General features: G+C 38.0%; 18 protein-coding genes. 3 read left to right on the top strand and 15 right to left on the bottom strand.

The genetic code is table 11. The features are described from left to right. Position 1 precedes the first annotated feature (1 nt). Genes PERMA_RS05315 through PERMA_RS05305 form a run of 3 tightly spaced genes read right to left on the bottom strand, consistent with a single transcriptional unit; the run spans position 2 to position 1759 of the window. Complete coding sequence (locus PERMA_RS05315; RefSeq protein ID WP_012676230.1) at positions 2–253, bottom strand: sulfurtransferase TusA family protein; 252 nt, start codon at positions 251–253, stop codon at positions 2–4. After that, on the bottom strand, positions 253–1299 hold the full coding sequence (locus tag PERMA_RS05310; protein ID WP_041531068.1) for a hypothetical protein: 1047 nt from the start codon (positions 1297–1299) through the stop codon (positions 253–255). The genes PERMA_RS05315 and PERMA_RS05310 overlap by 1 nt, the downstream gene beginning before the upstream one ends. A 1-nt stretch (position 1300) precedes the next feature. Next, positions 1301–1759: an iron-sulfur cluster assembly scaffold protein gene (locus PERMA_RS05305; RefSeq protein WP_015898971.1), complete on the bottom strand. Its 459-nt coding sequence runs from the start codon at positions 1757–1759 to the stop codon at positions 1301–1303. 129 nt (positions 1760–1888) lie between these two features. On the opposite strand from PERMA_RS05305, the gene PERMA_RS05300 reads away from it, so the two are divergent. Beyond that, a complete protein-coding gene (locus PERMA_RS05300; protein WP_012675708.1) occupies positions 1889–2068 on the top strand; it encodes a winged helix-turn-helix transcriptional regulator in 180 nt (59 codons plus the stop codon). Positions 2069–2088: 20 nt separating this feature from the next. On the opposite strand, the gene PERMA_RS05295 is transcribed toward PERMA_RS05300, so the two are convergent. Together PERMA_RS05295 and PERMA_RS05290 are read right to left on the bottom strand one after the other, a co-directional pair. Next, a complete protein-coding gene (locus tag PERMA_RS05295) occupies positions 2089–3324 on the bottom strand; it encodes a cysteine desulfurase family protein (RefSeq protein ID WP_012676842.1) in 1236 nt (411 codons plus the stop codon). A 17-nt stretch (positions 3325–3341) separates the two neighbouring features. Continuing rightward, positions 3342–4412, bottom strand: coding sequence for an Mrp/NBP35 family ATP-binding protein (locus PERMA_RS05290; protein ID WP_012676445.1), 1071 nt, complete (start codon positions 4410–4412; stop codon positions 3342–3344). A 141-nt stretch (positions 4413–4553) separates the two neighbouring features. On the opposite strand from PERMA_RS05290, the gene PERMA_RS05285 reads away from it, so the two are divergent. Beyond that, positions 4554–4802 (top strand): hypothetical protein, encoded by a 249-nt coding sequence (locus tag PERMA_RS05285; protein ID WP_012675596.1) that lies wholly within the window; start codon positions 4554–4556, stop codon positions 4800–4802. Position 4803: 1 nt separating this feature from the next. Here the strand turns inward: PERMA_RS05285 and PERMA_RS05280 are convergent, their stop codons facing one another. Further along, on the bottom strand, positions 4804–5253 hold the full coding sequence (locus PERMA_RS05280) for a DUF1931 family protein (protein WP_012676300.1): 450 nt from the start codon (positions 5251–5253) through the stop codon (positions 4804–4806). Positions 5254–5397: 144 nt separating this feature from the next. Here PERMA_RS05280 and PERMA_RS05275 point away from each other — a divergent pair, with 144 nt between their 5' ends. Next, positions 5398–6588 (top strand): hypothetical protein, encoded by a 1191-nt coding sequence (locus PERMA_RS05275; protein ID WP_012675847.1) that lies wholly within the window; start codon positions 5398–5400, stop codon positions 6586–6588. 14 nt (positions 6589–6602) lie between these two features. Here PERMA_RS05275 and nrdR read toward each other — a convergent pair whose 3' ends face one another. The 9 genes from nrdR to elbB all read right to left on the bottom strand — a co-directional run bounded on the left by nrdR (position 6603) and on the right by elbB (position 14249). Next, the gene (gene nrdR, locus PERMA_RS05270; protein WP_012676928.1) at positions 6603–7061 is read right to left on the bottom strand and encodes a transcriptional regulator NrdR; all 459 of its coding nucleotides are present in this window, start codon (positions 7059–7061) and stop codon (positions 6603–6605) included. Next, on the bottom strand, positions 7061–7462 hold the full coding sequence (locus PERMA_RS05265; RefSeq protein WP_012675859.1) for a nuclear transport factor 2 family protein: 402 nt from the start codon (positions 7460–7462) through the stop codon (positions 7061–7063). The genes nrdR and PERMA_RS05265 overlap by 1 nt, the downstream gene beginning before the upstream one ends. An 11-nt stretch (positions 7463–7473) precedes the next feature. Further along, a complete protein-coding gene (gene hemL, locus PERMA_RS05260) occupies positions 7474–8760 on the bottom strand; it encodes a glutamate-1-semialdehyde 2,1-aminomutase (RefSeq protein WP_012676480.1) in 1287 nt (428 codons plus the stop codon). A gap of 83 nt (positions 8761–8843) precedes the next feature. Beyond that, the gene (locus PERMA_RS05255) at positions 8844–9722 is read right to left on the bottom strand and encodes a lysophospholipid acyltransferase family protein (RefSeq protein ID WP_012675607.1); all 879 of its coding nucleotides are present in this window, start codon (positions 9720–9722) and stop codon (positions 8844–8846) included. After that, entirely contained in the window at positions 9715–10149 is a 435-nt protein-coding gene (locus PERMA_RS05250) for an NUDIX hydrolase (protein ID WP_012676628.1), read from the bottom strand. Before PERMA_RS05250 ends, PERMA_RS05255 begins: the two co-directional genes overlap by 8 nt. Before the next feature lie 9 nt (positions 10150–10158). Further along, on the bottom strand, positions 10159–11607 hold the full coding sequence (locus PERMA_RS05245) for an SLC13 family permease (RefSeq protein WP_012676929.1): 1449 nt from the start codon (positions 11605–11607) through the stop codon (positions 10159–10161). A gap of 3 nt (positions 11608–11610) precedes the next feature. Continuing rightward, entirely contained in the window at positions 11611–12936 is a 1326-nt protein-coding gene (locus PERMA_RS05240; RefSeq protein WP_012676079.1) for a homoserine dehydrogenase, read from the bottom strand. Positions 12937–12999: 63 nt separating this feature from the next. After that, positions 13000–13473: a dCTP deaminase gene (dcd, locus tag PERMA_RS05235; protein ID WP_012676715.1), complete on the bottom strand. Its 474-nt coding sequence runs from the start codon at positions 13471–13473 to the stop codon at positions 13000–13002. 119 nt (positions 13474–13592) lie between these two features. Further along, positions 13593–14249 (bottom strand): isoprenoid biosynthesis glyoxalase ElbB, encoded by a 657-nt coding sequence (gene elbB, locus PERMA_RS05230; RefSeq protein WP_012676660.1) that lies wholly within the window; start codon positions 14247–14249, stop codon positions 13593–13595. Between the last annotated feature and the right edge of the window lie 27 nt (positions 14250–14276).

Raw genomic sequence — 14276 nt, 5'->3', positions numbered from 1 at the left:
ATCAGTCCTGTGTTTTCTTTACATAAAATATATATACACCATCTTCTTCTTTGTATCCAAGAAACTCATTACCTGTTGTCTCACACCATGCCGGTACATCCTGAATTGCCCCTTCGTCATCAGCCAAGAGCTCAACAATCTGACCTTTTTTTGCCTGTCTCATCACCTTTGCAAGCTCTGTTATCGGTATAGGGCAGTATGTTCCTGTAGCATCATGTGTTATATCAGGTTTTATGTTTTCTAATTCAGCCATTATATCCTCCAGCTTTCAAGTCTTTCTTCCTTCAGTCTTTCTCCTAAAATTATACCTTCTTTTTCACCGTGTGGTGAAGAGTATTTAATATTAATTCTTCCGTTTTCATCCGTTTTACAGTACCTTGCCACAAGATCGGCAACAGCTTTTATCTCATCATCTGTAAGATCTCTATCCTCAACAGGCTTTGCTATAGCTACGGCACCTTTTCCAACAGGCTCAAAGAACCAGTAATTTTTACTCAGTCCTCTGATAAATCTTCCCTCACCTTCATTTCTTGTTACTATAACCTTTGTTCCGGAAGGAAGTCTGAAATGTCTTCCTATAGTCAGCAGGTAAAGATCATCCCTGCTTATGCTTCCCTGGAATGATATAACCTCATTGTACTTCCTTGCAAAATTCTCATCTGTGAGGTAACAGCATCCTCCTGCAGGCTGTTCGTACTCATCTATCCCGAACTGTTTTGCAAGCTCAAGCTGTCTCTTTCTGCTTCTTCCGACTATACCTTCTAGCTTATTCCTGTCCACCCATCCCCTTATCTCAGGAATTGTTGGAGGTAAAACTTTTGCGGATAATGGTTTTACAACAAGACCTTCGACACCGGCTTCCCTTTCTATAATCTTCATAGCTTTAAGGTGCTGGCTCATAGGTCTCTGGTTTAAAACCTCACCTGAGACAAGGAAGTCTGCCCCAATATCTTCCATAATCTCTCTGGCTTTCTTATACATGAAAGCCCTGCAGTCAATACATGGATTTATATTTGAGCCGTAACCGTATTTAGGATTTGTGACTATATTGAAGTACTCATCAGATATATCAACTATCTCAAGTTTGAAACCGTATTTTGCAGCGTACTTCAGTGCTGGATTCATGTAGTGAGATCCGTCTTCCTTTTTCTCACCACGTCTTCTTTTTGTCTCAGTTATACAGAACCCTGTATAAAAATGGACTGCTGTAACATCTATACCCTGATTCTGGATAAGCTTTATCGCAAGCGTACTATCAAGACCTCCAGAGTATAAAGCTACAGCTTTTTTACCTTTCATCTTACCCAACATGTTCTAAATCAATACCTTCTTCTTCCTCTTCTTCTATACAGTCTGGTATTTTTGCAGCCTCCTCAACTCTTCCCTGTTTTAAAAGGTAATCTTTTATAGCAACATGTAATGTCTCAAGTCCAAGGTTTGTACAGTGTATCTTCTGAGGTGGAAGACCTCCAAGTTCCTCAAATATCTCTTTGTATGTAAGGTTTAATGCATAATCTATAGGTTTTCCTTTAACCATCTCAGTTAAAACAGATGAAACAGCAATAGCTGATCCACAACCGAATGTTTTGAACTTAACATCCTCTATAACATCTGTCTCTTTATTTACTTTTATAGTAAAAAGCATTGCGTCACCACATGAAGGATTACCACACTGTCCATATCCATCTGGGTTTGGTATCTCTCCAAGGTTTCTCGGATTCATGAAATGATCCATCACTTTCTCTGTGTACTCAAACATCTCTAAACCTCCTCCGGTTAGCTAATTCTTGTTCTCAATTTATAACCTGCGGTTATATTACTCAATGAGTTAAATCATATTAACCTGTTAACGAAATATAAATTATAAAACTAATTCAGGAGGGTTTCTATGAGTATTGAACAGCAGGTTCTGGAAGCTATGCAGAAAGCAGGAAAGCCTTTAAGATCAGGCGAGATAGCCGAGCTTACAGGACTTGATAAAAAAGAGGTTGAGAAGGCAATTAAAAAACTTAAGAAGGAAGGAAAGATTGAGTCACCTAAAAGATGCTACTACGCACCTTCAGGGTAATAAAAGGGGGAGTGTCCCCCTTATCTCACATGTTTATACTTGTCAGCCTTTTTGGCAAACTGATCCCAGTTTTCAGGACCAAAAGGAGATATCTCTCTCAATCTCTGTATAACCTTTGGATACTCCTCAATTATATAATCTATGTCTTCCTCACTGTTTTCCCTTCCAAGTGAGAAAACTATAGATCCGTTAGATGCTTCCTTATCAATACCTATAGCAGCCAGAACGTGAGACTGTTTTAATGCAAAAGATACACATGCTGATCCTGATGCTGTGTATATCTTTTTGTAGTTCAGCATTAGGAGCATAGCCTCACCTTCAATGTACATAACAATAAGTGAAAGATGATTTGGAAGTCTTTTCTCAGGATGACCTGTAAACTGTATATAATCTATCTTCTCTTCTATTCCCTTTTTAAGTTTGTCTCTCAGCTTTTTAAGTCTGTTAACCCTGTCATCCATCTCTTTTATTGCAAGTTCAGCAGCTGCTCCCATACCAACAATCTCCGGCACAGGTTCTGTTCCGGCTCTTCTACCACCTTCCTGTATTCCACCTTCAATTAAAGGCTTGAGCCTTACACCTTTTTTAACATACAGTCCTCCTACACCTTTAGGAGCATAGAAGTAATGACCTGTGAATGATGCCATATCAACTCCCCAGCCTTCAAGGTCAACAGGTGTATGACCTACAGCAGCAGCTATGTCTGAATGGAAAACAGTTCTGGGATTTTTCTCCTTTACAGCCTTAACAAGAGCAGGCATATCCTGAAGTGTTCCTATCTCTCTGTTTGCATAACCTACAGAAACAAGTATGGTATCCTCTCTTACAGCTTCTGCAAGCTTATCAGGATGAATTATCCCGTACTGATCAGGCTGGACATATGTTATCTCAAATCCTTCCTTCTCAAGTGATTTACATGAGTGGAGGATTGAGTGGTGTTCTATAGCTGAGACAACGATATGCTTACCTCTTCTTGTTATACCTGGAGCCTTAGCATATCCTTTTATAGCAAGGTTATTAGCCTCTATAGCTCCTGAGGTGTAAACTATATCCTCAGGTCTGCTTATATTTAAGAGCTGGGCTATCTGCTCCCTTGCTCTGTTTATCGCTTTTTTTGCATCCACACCAAACTGATGAAGGGAGGTTGGATTTCCAAATTTATCTTTATAGTATGGAAGCATTGCCTCTAAAACTTCATCTGCAACAGGTGTTGTTGCCAGATGGTCTGCATAAACATAACCTCTTTTCTTTAACATTATCTAAACCTCCTCATTTAAACGGTTAACTTTTTTATTATTCTCTCTGCTATACTCATAAACGCCTTTGAAGATTCTGAATCCTCTTTTGCTAAAACAACGGGTATTCCAAGATCACCAAACTCAGCAACCTTAGGTTCTATAGGTACTTTTCCAAGGATCTCTGTATTGTACTGTTTGGCAACCTCTTCAGTTCTGCTCTTTCCGAAGATCTCGTATCTTTTTCCCGAGTCTGGGCACACAAAGTAACTCATATTCTCAACAATTCCTATCACAGGTATCATAACCTCGTTAAACATCTGGATACCCTTTTTAACGTCTATAAGAGCTACATCCTGAGGTGTTGTGACGATAACCGCACCATCTATCTCAGCTGTCTGTCCCAGTGTTATCTGAACATCACCTGTTCCTGGTGGAAGGTCTATTATAAGGAAATCAAGCTGATCTTCAGCCCAGTCTATATCAAAAAGGAACTGTGATAAAGCCTTAAATAGTACAGGTCCTCTCCATATTACAGGTGTATCTTCAGATGGGAGTAAAAGTCCTATGGACATCATCTTTATTCCGTGGGCAACAGGTGGTATAAGTTTACCGTCTTCCCTTGCTAAGACCTGTTTATCTTTAGCTCCAAGCATTGTAGGGCCTGAAGGTCCATACATATCAGCATCAAGATAACCTACATCGTAACCCATTCTTTTTAAGGCAGCAGCCAGGTTAACAGCAACAGTTGATTTTCCAACGCCCCCTTTACCTGAGGCAACCGCTATAACCTTTTTAACCTTAGGGATTCTTCTCTTGTTCTCAAAAGGATTCTGCTGTGCCTGTGGAGGTGGTGTCTGTGGAGCTGTTGCCTTTGGTGGCTCATTTGTAAACTCAATATCTACATTTTCTGCACCTATCTCTCTTAAAACCTGTTCCGCTTTTTTCTTTAGAAAATCGTGATACTTATCTGAAGGAGAAAATAGTTTTATATAGATACTGTTACCTTCTATCTTCATATCCCTCAGTATGTCAGCAAGAGAAAAGCTTACACCTATCTCCTCAAGAGATGTTTTTTTTAGTCTGTCAATTACACCCTGAAGTGCCATAAAAACCTCCTGCTAAAACTATTTTAGAATAGAATAAATCATATATCATATTAAGCTATGATACCAATCATAACCTTAAATTTCACATAAAACATTGATATCTGCTAAAATTCTTTAATTAAATAAGAAGCAGGTGAGGTTATGGATATTTTAATAGATCTATTAACAGGTTTACTTATTGATGGCTTTAAGGTTATGGAGCCTTATCAGGGCAGTATAAGTATGGATGAAGGCCATTACACAGCTATGCAGGGGATTATACATTTTATTGGGTGGACCATAGTTATAGGTATTTTTGTTTTTATCTTCAGATATATGAAGAAACACGCACAGGAAGATGAGAGATACAAAAAGTATGTAAAACAGGAAGAGAATAAAAAGGAGACCTGACCTACATGGTCAGATCAAGGATCTTTCCTGCCTTCTGTATATCTTCAACCGAAGGTTTTCTCTCTCCCGGGGCTATCTCTTTAATAAGTAATGCAAGTATGTAAATAAGTGTTCCTACTATCTCAGGAAGCCTTTTCTCAAGTTCTGCCTCTAAAGGATATTTTAATGGTGGCATTGTTGCTAAAAAGTTCAGAACATCCTCTATAGCTATCTCTTCCTCAAGTTTTACAAACTTTTTCATACTTTCTAAAAATCCTTTTGTTAAAGGAATGTCTGACTCCCATATAACCTCTCTGTTATTGTAATTTGCATTTCTTTCACCAATAAGAAGGAGATCGTAAAGTTTTTTCTCAACAATATCCGTTATCTCCTTCACCTTACTTTTCTCAATATCAAGTCCAGCAGCTTTTCTCATGAGTGCCTCTATCTTTGATGCACCAACAACAGCCATATCACACCCTCCTTTTAAATATATTTAATATTTAATCTCTGAATATTTTTGTCTTTTTCAAGCTTTAATAATAACCAGTATTGAATTAATAATTTTTTAATGACAGCTTTTAATATAAACAGACTTAAAATGGAGGGGAATGTAATGAAAAAATTTTTTATCACAACAGGTTTCATAGTTATAACCGGCTCAGTTATTTATACATCATGTGGCGGAGGTGGTGGAGGAGGGGAAACAGTTCCACCTGCATCACAGATTACCAGCACAGAACAGGCTGAACAGGCGATCTCAGGCTCTACACTTCTCATAGCACCCCAAAACAGTATTGGGAATATGTTTAATGGAAACACTCAGTCTGTTCAGTCAGTCCTGTCAGTCCAGATATTAAATCCAACATCAAAGGCTGAGATATCTTCATCAAAAAAGATATTCATACCTGCTGGTCTTACTGTTTATCTTTCAGAGAGGGTTAAAGACTCTATCCTTAAATCCGGTCAGCTTAGCTCACAACAATCACAGAGTATCTGTGATGGAACGGTTCGAAACTGTACAATTGGAGGAAACTGGAAATGTAGCGGAACTATAGACGAGACAAATGAGATTTACGATATAAACTTTGAGTTTAATAGCTGTCAAGAGACAGATATAACAATTCACGGAACAGGTAGCTTAAAAGGAAACAGGAATGATGGGTACACATTTAAAGTGAACAAAGGATTCAAACTTTCCGATACATCAGCAGAAGTAGAGGTTCTCCAGACATTAACAGTTTACGGAAAGTACAGTGAAAACACTGCAGGGACTGAAGGAACAGCAACAACTTCAATAAATGGAAAGATAAGAGCTGTAGATAAATCTGTTACTCCCAATATTACTTATGAGTCAACAATCAGTAACTTTAAAAACAGTATAAGCTGGAAAGAGATAAAGACACAGACCGAAGATAAGGAATCTATCACAATGACAACAGACGGAAGTATATCTTACAGTGAGACAGATGGAACAGATAGCCTCAGCCTTGAGTACAAGTTTTACAGCTTTAAAAGAAGCTCAACTATAGACTATATTAATCATACTGAGAGTCTATCAGTCAGTGGGAAGGTGTATATAAATTACACACCTGATGTATGTTTTGAGGGAACCTATCAGTTCAGCACTATTTACCCTATCACTTATGATTACTGGACAGATGAGTTTAGAGGCGGAATTATAGAGATAAACGGAGCCAGATACAGATTTTTCACTGAAAATGGCATAACCAAAGTGGAAATAACTATAGATGGACAGTCTGAAATCAAGAGTCTTGATGAGCTTGAAGGTGTATGTTCAATTTAAACTTAAAGGGGAGTTTACTCCCCTTTTTCCTCTATCTCCTTTAATGCCTTCTCAAAATCCTTTATATCCTGAAACTCATTGTAAACAGACTTGAACCTTAAGTATGATACAGGATCTATCTTCTTCAGCTTTTCCTGAACGAGATCCCCTATTTCTGTACTCTCAACAACAAGCTTTCCTTCCTCCAGTAAATACTTTTCTATCTCATCAGCTATCTCTACCATCTGCTTTTCAGATACAGGTCTGTTTTTTGAGGCGAGCCTTATTCCTCTTATTATCTTATCCTTATTAAAAGGTTCTGTTGTTCCATTTTTCTTTTTAACAACTATCTTCTCTTCCTCAAATCTCTCATATGTTGTAAATCTGTAACCACAGTCAAGACATTCCCTTCTTCTTCTTATAACAGTTCCATCTTTTGACTGTCTTGTATCAACAACCTTATCATTAAGCGATCCACATTTTGGACATTTCATTAATTAGGTTTATCCTCCTTCAACTCTTTGTAACTTAAACCATAATATATAAAATGTCCCTGAATTTTGTAGTCCCTGTTAAGGTAAAATTTTGAGATAACATCTATCTTTGTTTCCTCTGATGTGTATATGTAATACTCAAGGAGAGCGGTGTGTCCCTTAATCCACAGACCGAGAGGCTTTATCTTAAGTTCTGGAAAAACATTCAGTATAACTGAGAAATACTTCCTCAGTTCGTCTATCCCCTCAAGTGTAAACTTCTCGGGGATCACCTCTTTTGTTTTAGGATCAAAAAGCTCAGCTGTCTCGGCGTAATTTTCTAAAATCTTATCAAGATTTTTCTCATTCCAACCTTCTATCCAGTTATCTATCGTTGTCTGAACAGGTGATTTTCCTTCCAAGACTATCTCCTTTATAAAAGCTGTTTAAAGCAGTCTTCAGCTTTATTTAATGTCTCATCAATATCCTCATCACTGTGTGCTGTACTCAGGAATGCAGCCTCAAACTGTGATGGTGCAAGATAAACACCTTTCTCTAACATAAGTCTGAAGAATTTTGCAAATCTATCAAGATCAGAACTTTTTGCTGTCTCAAAATCCACAACCTCTTTATCTGTAAAGAAAGCTGTTATCATTGATCCAACCCTGTTAACTGTAGCTGGTATCCCGTATTTCTCTGAGAGGTATCTCAGACCTTCCTCAAGTTTTTTACCTTTTCTGTCCAGATCAGGGTATGGATTTTTCTCCTTTAATATCTGGAGCTGTCTGAGACCTCCTGCCATGGCAAGGGGGTTACCTGAGAGGGTTCCTGCCTGATAGACAGGTCCAACAGGTGCAACATACTCCATTATCTCCCTCTTTCCACCGTATGCTCCAACAGGAAGACCGCCACCTATAACCTTTCCAAGTGTTGTGAGATCTGGCTCTATCCCATAAAGCTCCTGAGCTCCACCGTATGCCAGTCTGAAACCTGTCATAACCTCATCCCATATAAGTAATGCTCCGTACTCCTTTGTTATCTCCCTCAGTCTCTGGTGGTACTCCTTTGAAGGAGCAACAACACCCATATTCCCGGCAACAGGCTCAATTATCACACATGCTATATCATCACCGTGTTTCTTAAAAGTTTCCTCAACAGCATCTATATTGTTGTAGGGAAGTACTATTGTGAGATTTGCAAACTCCTCAGGAATACCGGGTGTTCCCGGTATTGATAGTGTTGCAACACCGGATCCAGCTGAAACAAGGAGAGAATCAACATGACCGTGGTAACATCCCTCAAACTTTACTATCTTTTTCTTTCCTGTGTATCCCCTTGCAAGTCTTATAGCAGACATTGTTGCTTCTGTTCCTGAGTTTACGAACCTTACCATCTCTATTGATGGAACTGCATCAACAACAGCTTTTGCCATCTCAATCTCAAGCTCTGTTGGTGCACCAAAGCTTGTTCCGTAGTTTGCAACCTGCTTTATAGCATTAACTATCTGGTCATTTGCATGACCGAGTATTAAAGGTCCCCATGAAAGGACATAATCTATATACTCATTTCCATCAACATCCCATACTCTGCTTCCCTTTCCCTTCTGTATGAAAAGTGGCTCCATACCAACAGATTTAAAAGCCCTTACAGGTGAGTTAACCCCACCTACAAGATATCTCTGTGCTTCCTCAAAAAGGTTTAATGATCTTTCCATTTTCATCTTCTAACCTCTTAATTAGAATATTTAAAAAATTATACCATTTATATATCTGTGATTTCCGGAGATACATAGATTTAAAAGAATTAATAGATATTTTCAGGTTCACCTTCAGGTCTTGTTTTCCATCTTTTGTGTGTCCACATATACTGTTCTGGGTATTCCCTTACAGCATTCTCAACCTCATATGTGTATCTCTGGACGAGAACAGGTACATCCTTCTCAGTAAGATCATCAGTTTTTACCTCTTTTACGAAAAACTGGTAATTTTTTGTTTCTTTATCAAAAACGGAATAACAGAAGAGGACAGGCTTTTTATACTTTAGAGCCACCTTTGCTGGGAAGAAAACTGTTGAGGCTTTCTCTCCAAAGAAATCAACAAAAACACCCCTGTGTCTTAATGTGTTCTGATCAACAAGAAATGATATGATCCTTTTTGAGTTTAAAGCATTGATGAACTTTCTCATAGGCTGGTCATGGTATATTATCTGAGATCCTGCGGACGTTCTGATCTCCTCAATGATCCTGTTTATCTTTCTGTTTCTCTGTCTGTAGGCAAGGGCTGACATCCTATACCCGTGATATGAAAGACCTATATTTATAATCTCCCAGTTTCCAAGATGTCCTGTGAGAAGTATAAAACCTTCATCTCTGTATTTTTCAAGTAGTTCGTCTCCTGATCTGATCCTGAATATACTTTTTATCTCGCCTGTTTTCAGGTACTCGGGAAGTTTTGGAAGTTCTGCAAGAACCCTTCCCAAATTTTTTAAAGATTCTAAAGCTATATATCTTTTCCATTCATCATCTTTCTGGGGAAATGCTATATCAAGATTTTTTTTAATTACATCCTTTCTGTAGCCAAGTCTGTATAGAAGAGTGCCAATCTCCTCTCCCCTTTTTAATGCTTTATCTCTGTTTAGCTTTTTAAGGTAACCAAAGATTAATCTTATTAAAACCTCATCCATTAATTTCGCCTATCTTTTTTAAAGATTTTACAGCTCTACTGAATATCTCTTTATCAGTTTCATATGATAATGTTTCCTCTACTTTATCAAAAGGTATGAACTTAGCCTCATCTATCTCCTCTTTCTGGGGAACGATATCTCCTCCTGCATACCTCATCAGGTAGTAATAAACAAACTTATGTATTCTTGTCAGTCCCATACTGTACCAGTAATCAACCTCACCTAAATAATCTACGATCTCAGCATCAACACCTGTCTCTTCTTTAACCTCCCTTAAGGCTGCCTGATCCTTAGGCTCACCCCTTTCTATATTTCCCTTTGGAAAGCTCCATCTGTTTTTAACCCTTATCAGTAAGATCTCAAGATTGTTATTCTCGTCCTTTCTGAAAACGACTCCTCCGGCGGAAAACTCCCATTTTGTTTCCATTCACTCACCTCACTTCATATATATTAGTATTATCACTGCTATAATAAATGCGCCGATAATGTTCATAAAAAATCCAACTTTAGCCATTCTCTGGATAGGAATCATCTTACTGCCGTAAATAATAGCATTTGGTGGCGTTGCAATTGGAAGCATAAAAGCAAAACTGGCAGATATTATAACACCAAACACAGGGAAAAATAAATCTATTTTCATCTCATTAAGAAGACCTATCAGAATAGGGGCAAATGTGATAACTGTAGCTGTATTTGAGCTTACCTCTGTTAAGAATATCATTGAAAATACAAGAACAAATATAAGTAAAACCACCATCTCAGGTGAAACTACTGATGCTATCTTCTTTCCTATATATGAAGCAAGACCTGTTTTTATTATAAGTTTTCCGAGGGCTATACCACCGCCAAACAGAAGTATTGTGTCCCAGTCAAGCTTTCTAAGATCATCAACTGAGAGTGTACTTTCTTTTTTATTAACTGGAAGGAGAAAGAGAAGTATACCTGCAAGAAGTGCAACGATAGCCTCAGGTATGTGGGCTTTTAAGAATTTATACATCTCCTGATTTCCAAGTATGTTTGCGATACCGGGAAGTATCCACATAAAAACAGCAAGTGAGAAAACGAAAAGTGTGTTTCTCTCACCTCTGTTCATTCTTGGAAGTTTTTCCTTTTCCTTCAGAATAATGGATTTTACCGTTTTAAGATCATACCTGAAATTTCTTATATGGAACTTTATATAAACTATCAGAGCTATATATGAAAGAACTGTAATAGGAGCGGCATAAAGTATCCACTGGAGAAAGTCTATATCGTAACCTTCCTCCTTCAAAAATCCTGCACCTATCAGGTTTGTTGGTGTTCCAACAAGTGTTGTTGCACCACCTATAGAGGCTGAGTAAGCGATTGAAAGAAGTATAAAGAATGCGAAACTTCCAATATCCTTTATATGTTTGCTTTTAAACATATAGATTATCCCGAGGGCAAGTGGTAAAAGCATGGCTGTTGTTGCTGTGTTACTTATCCACATAGAAAGAAGGAATGAGATAACTGAGAAGCCTATAATAAGCCTTATAGGGCTTTTTATAAAAAACTCTTTTGAGAGAAGGTTCAGTGCAAACCTTTTATCAAGACCGTGTTTTGTCATTGATTGGGCAATAAGAAAACTCCCTATAAAGAGAAGTACAACAGGATGTCCAAGACTTAAAAATGCCTCCTTTACACTTACTATTCCTAAAATAACAGCAACAGAGACACCTAACAGTGCCGTCATAGAAAGGGGTATAACTTCTGTAAGCCAGAACACAAGACAGAAAGTCATTATTGAGAAAACAAGATGTGCATCATTTGAGATATCCATAGGGATTATGTAAACAATAACAGAAAGTAACGGAGCAAGAAATATCCCTATCTTTTTTCTATTTTTTTCATAACTGCTTATTTTCATTTTTTACTTTTCTTCGTCTTCCACCCTTATTATGACCGTCTTTTCTACCGTAATTCCCTGCTGTTCTATCTCTTTTATAGCTTTCTGTATATTGTTTTCAGAGGCTGTGTGTGTGAGAATTACAAGGGGAACGACCTTTTCTTTACTTTCATACATACTTACAACCTTTTCCTTCTGTATAACAGCAGCTATGCTTATATTGAATCTCGCAAATACTGCGGCAACCTTTGCAAGTATGCCTGTAACATCAGGGACTGTAAACCTGAGATAGTATCTTGTGTAAAAGTCAGGAACCCTTGTTAGTGTCAGATCTTTATGTTCCCAGTTCATTGATGTTATCTCAATACCCCTTCCCACACCTTCAGCTATACTCTTTGATATATCAACTATATCACTTATGACAGCACTTGCTGTAGGCAGGCTACCTGCACCTTTACCGTAAAACATACTCTCTCCTACAGCATCACCTTCCACCATAACAGCATTGAAAACACCATCAACCTTTGCAAGTGGGTTATCCTCAGGTATGAATGTAGGATGAACCCTTACCTCAACCTCACCGTTATGTCCCTTAGCTATAGCAAGAAGTTTTAAGACATAACCAAGATCCTTCCCAAGCTCTATATCAAGGGGGTGTATACTCTCTATACCTTCAACATAAACCTGAGAAAAATCAAGGAAACCACCGTAAGAAAGAGATGCGAGTATAGTTATCTTATGTGCTGCATCTGTTCCGTTTATATCAAGTGTTGGATCAGCCTCAGCATATCCGAGCTCCTGGGCTTCCCTCAACGCTGTTTTAAAATCCTTACCCTGTTTGTACATACTTGTCAGAATGTAGTTTGTAGTCCCGTTTAAGATCCCGTAGATTTTAATTATATCGTTGGCTATCAGTCCTTCTCTGAGGGCTCTTATTATAGGTATTCCCCCTGCAACAGCAGCCTCATATCCTATTCTTATATCTTTCTGTTCAGCCTTCAGGAATATCTCCTTCCCCCTTTCAGCGAGAAGCGCTTTGTTAGCTGTAACAACATGTTTTCCCTTTTCTACAGCTTCTGAGATTAGTTTGTAGGGAAAATCAATACCCCCTGTAAGCTCAACAACGATTGATATATCATCATCCTGTAAGATCTCATCAAGGGAGTAAGCTTTTTTACTCTCAGGTAATGGGTATGGAAAGCTTTTATTCCAGTTTCTTGTGAAAACCTTTTTCAGATTTATCTCAACACCACTTTTTTTACTGAGCAGTTCCTTTTTCTCTTCAAGTATCCTTGCAACACCATTACCTACAACGCCGTAACCTACCAGTCCAATATCTATTCTTTTCAACAAATACCCCCTTTATTTATTAGAACATTAATCAATTATAAATTTTTTAGGAGATTATTTAAATCATTTTATCTGTGAAAAGAATATATGGGCTATAAACATCTCAGGATAAATTCTGACAGGTATGTTATTGAAGTTTTTAATGGTAAGTATAATATTTCCCTCAAAACCGCCATCTATCCAGCCTGTATTTATTATCCCTATCCCCATCTGTGAAATTCTCAGTTTAGATTCTAAAAAAATTGAGATATTATCTGGAATTTTAATATACTCAAGGGATTCAACGATCAGAAATCTGTTTGGTTCTAAAACTATCCCTTCAGGTGATATATAATCTCTTTCCAATAGATTGAGATACGGGTTTTTAGGATCTAACATTGTGATTTCAGGTTCAAGGTATTCCGGATAACTGAAATACCTGTCTGAAGTCCTTATATCAACAGAGTTTCCTTTCATCTGGAAATCTGGATCAAATGGATCTATCTGGATCTCTTCCTTTTTTATCAGATCTTTAAGAACTCTTGAAGATATTAACATGCTTTTCCTCTCAGTTGTTTATACGAAAATAAAAATTTTTTCCTACAGATCCACTTACATGGATTGAACATCCTGATGTAAGAAAAAGGGCTCCAATGAGCCCTAAAAAAATTAAGATCTTACTTACCTGCAAGTCTTAAAACCTCTTTTACAAGCTTCTCAATTCCTTCTGCAACATCCTTTATCGTTTTACCTTCCATATATGCAGGTGTTGAAACTATCTTGTGCTCCTCGTCAACTAAAGCTTCAGATACAGGACAAACAAGATGCTGCTGTCCCATAGCCTCTATAGCCTTAGAAACCTGTTCATCACTTCCTATTGTAAGTTTAACTTTTGCCTCTCTGAGTGCTGCAGCAACAATAACAGGAGATATACATACAGCTCCTATAGGTTTTCCTTTCTCAAACATCTCAACGAGGAGTCTTTTCACCTCAGGGATAACATCAGCATCAGCCCCTTTCTCAAGGAAGTTTGAGAAGTTCTTTGCAACACCGTATCCTCCTGGCATTATCAGCGCATCAATATCATCAGCTGTTACATCATTGATATCCTTTATCTCACCCCTTGCTATCCTTGCAGCCTCAACAAGAACATTTCTTTTCTCATCCGATTTTTCTCCTGTCAGATGGTTTATAACCTCCTTCTGTGGGATGTTTGGTGCCATGCAGACGATCTCAACACCTTCCCTATCAAGAAAGTAAAGTGTTAATGTTGCCTCATGTATTTCTGCTCCATCAAATACACCACACCCTGCAAGTAAAACACCTACTCTCATTTCTTCCCTCCTGTTAGACATCTTTAT

Source organism: Persephonella marina EX-H1 (assembly GCF_000021565.1).
GTDB classification, from domain to species: domain Bacteria; phylum Aquificota; class Aquificia; order Aquificales; family Hydrogenothermaceae; genus Persephonella; species Persephonella marina.
The sequence above is the reverse complement of the archived record's forward strand: the minus strand, read 5'-3'. Positions and strand labels throughout refer to the sequence as shown.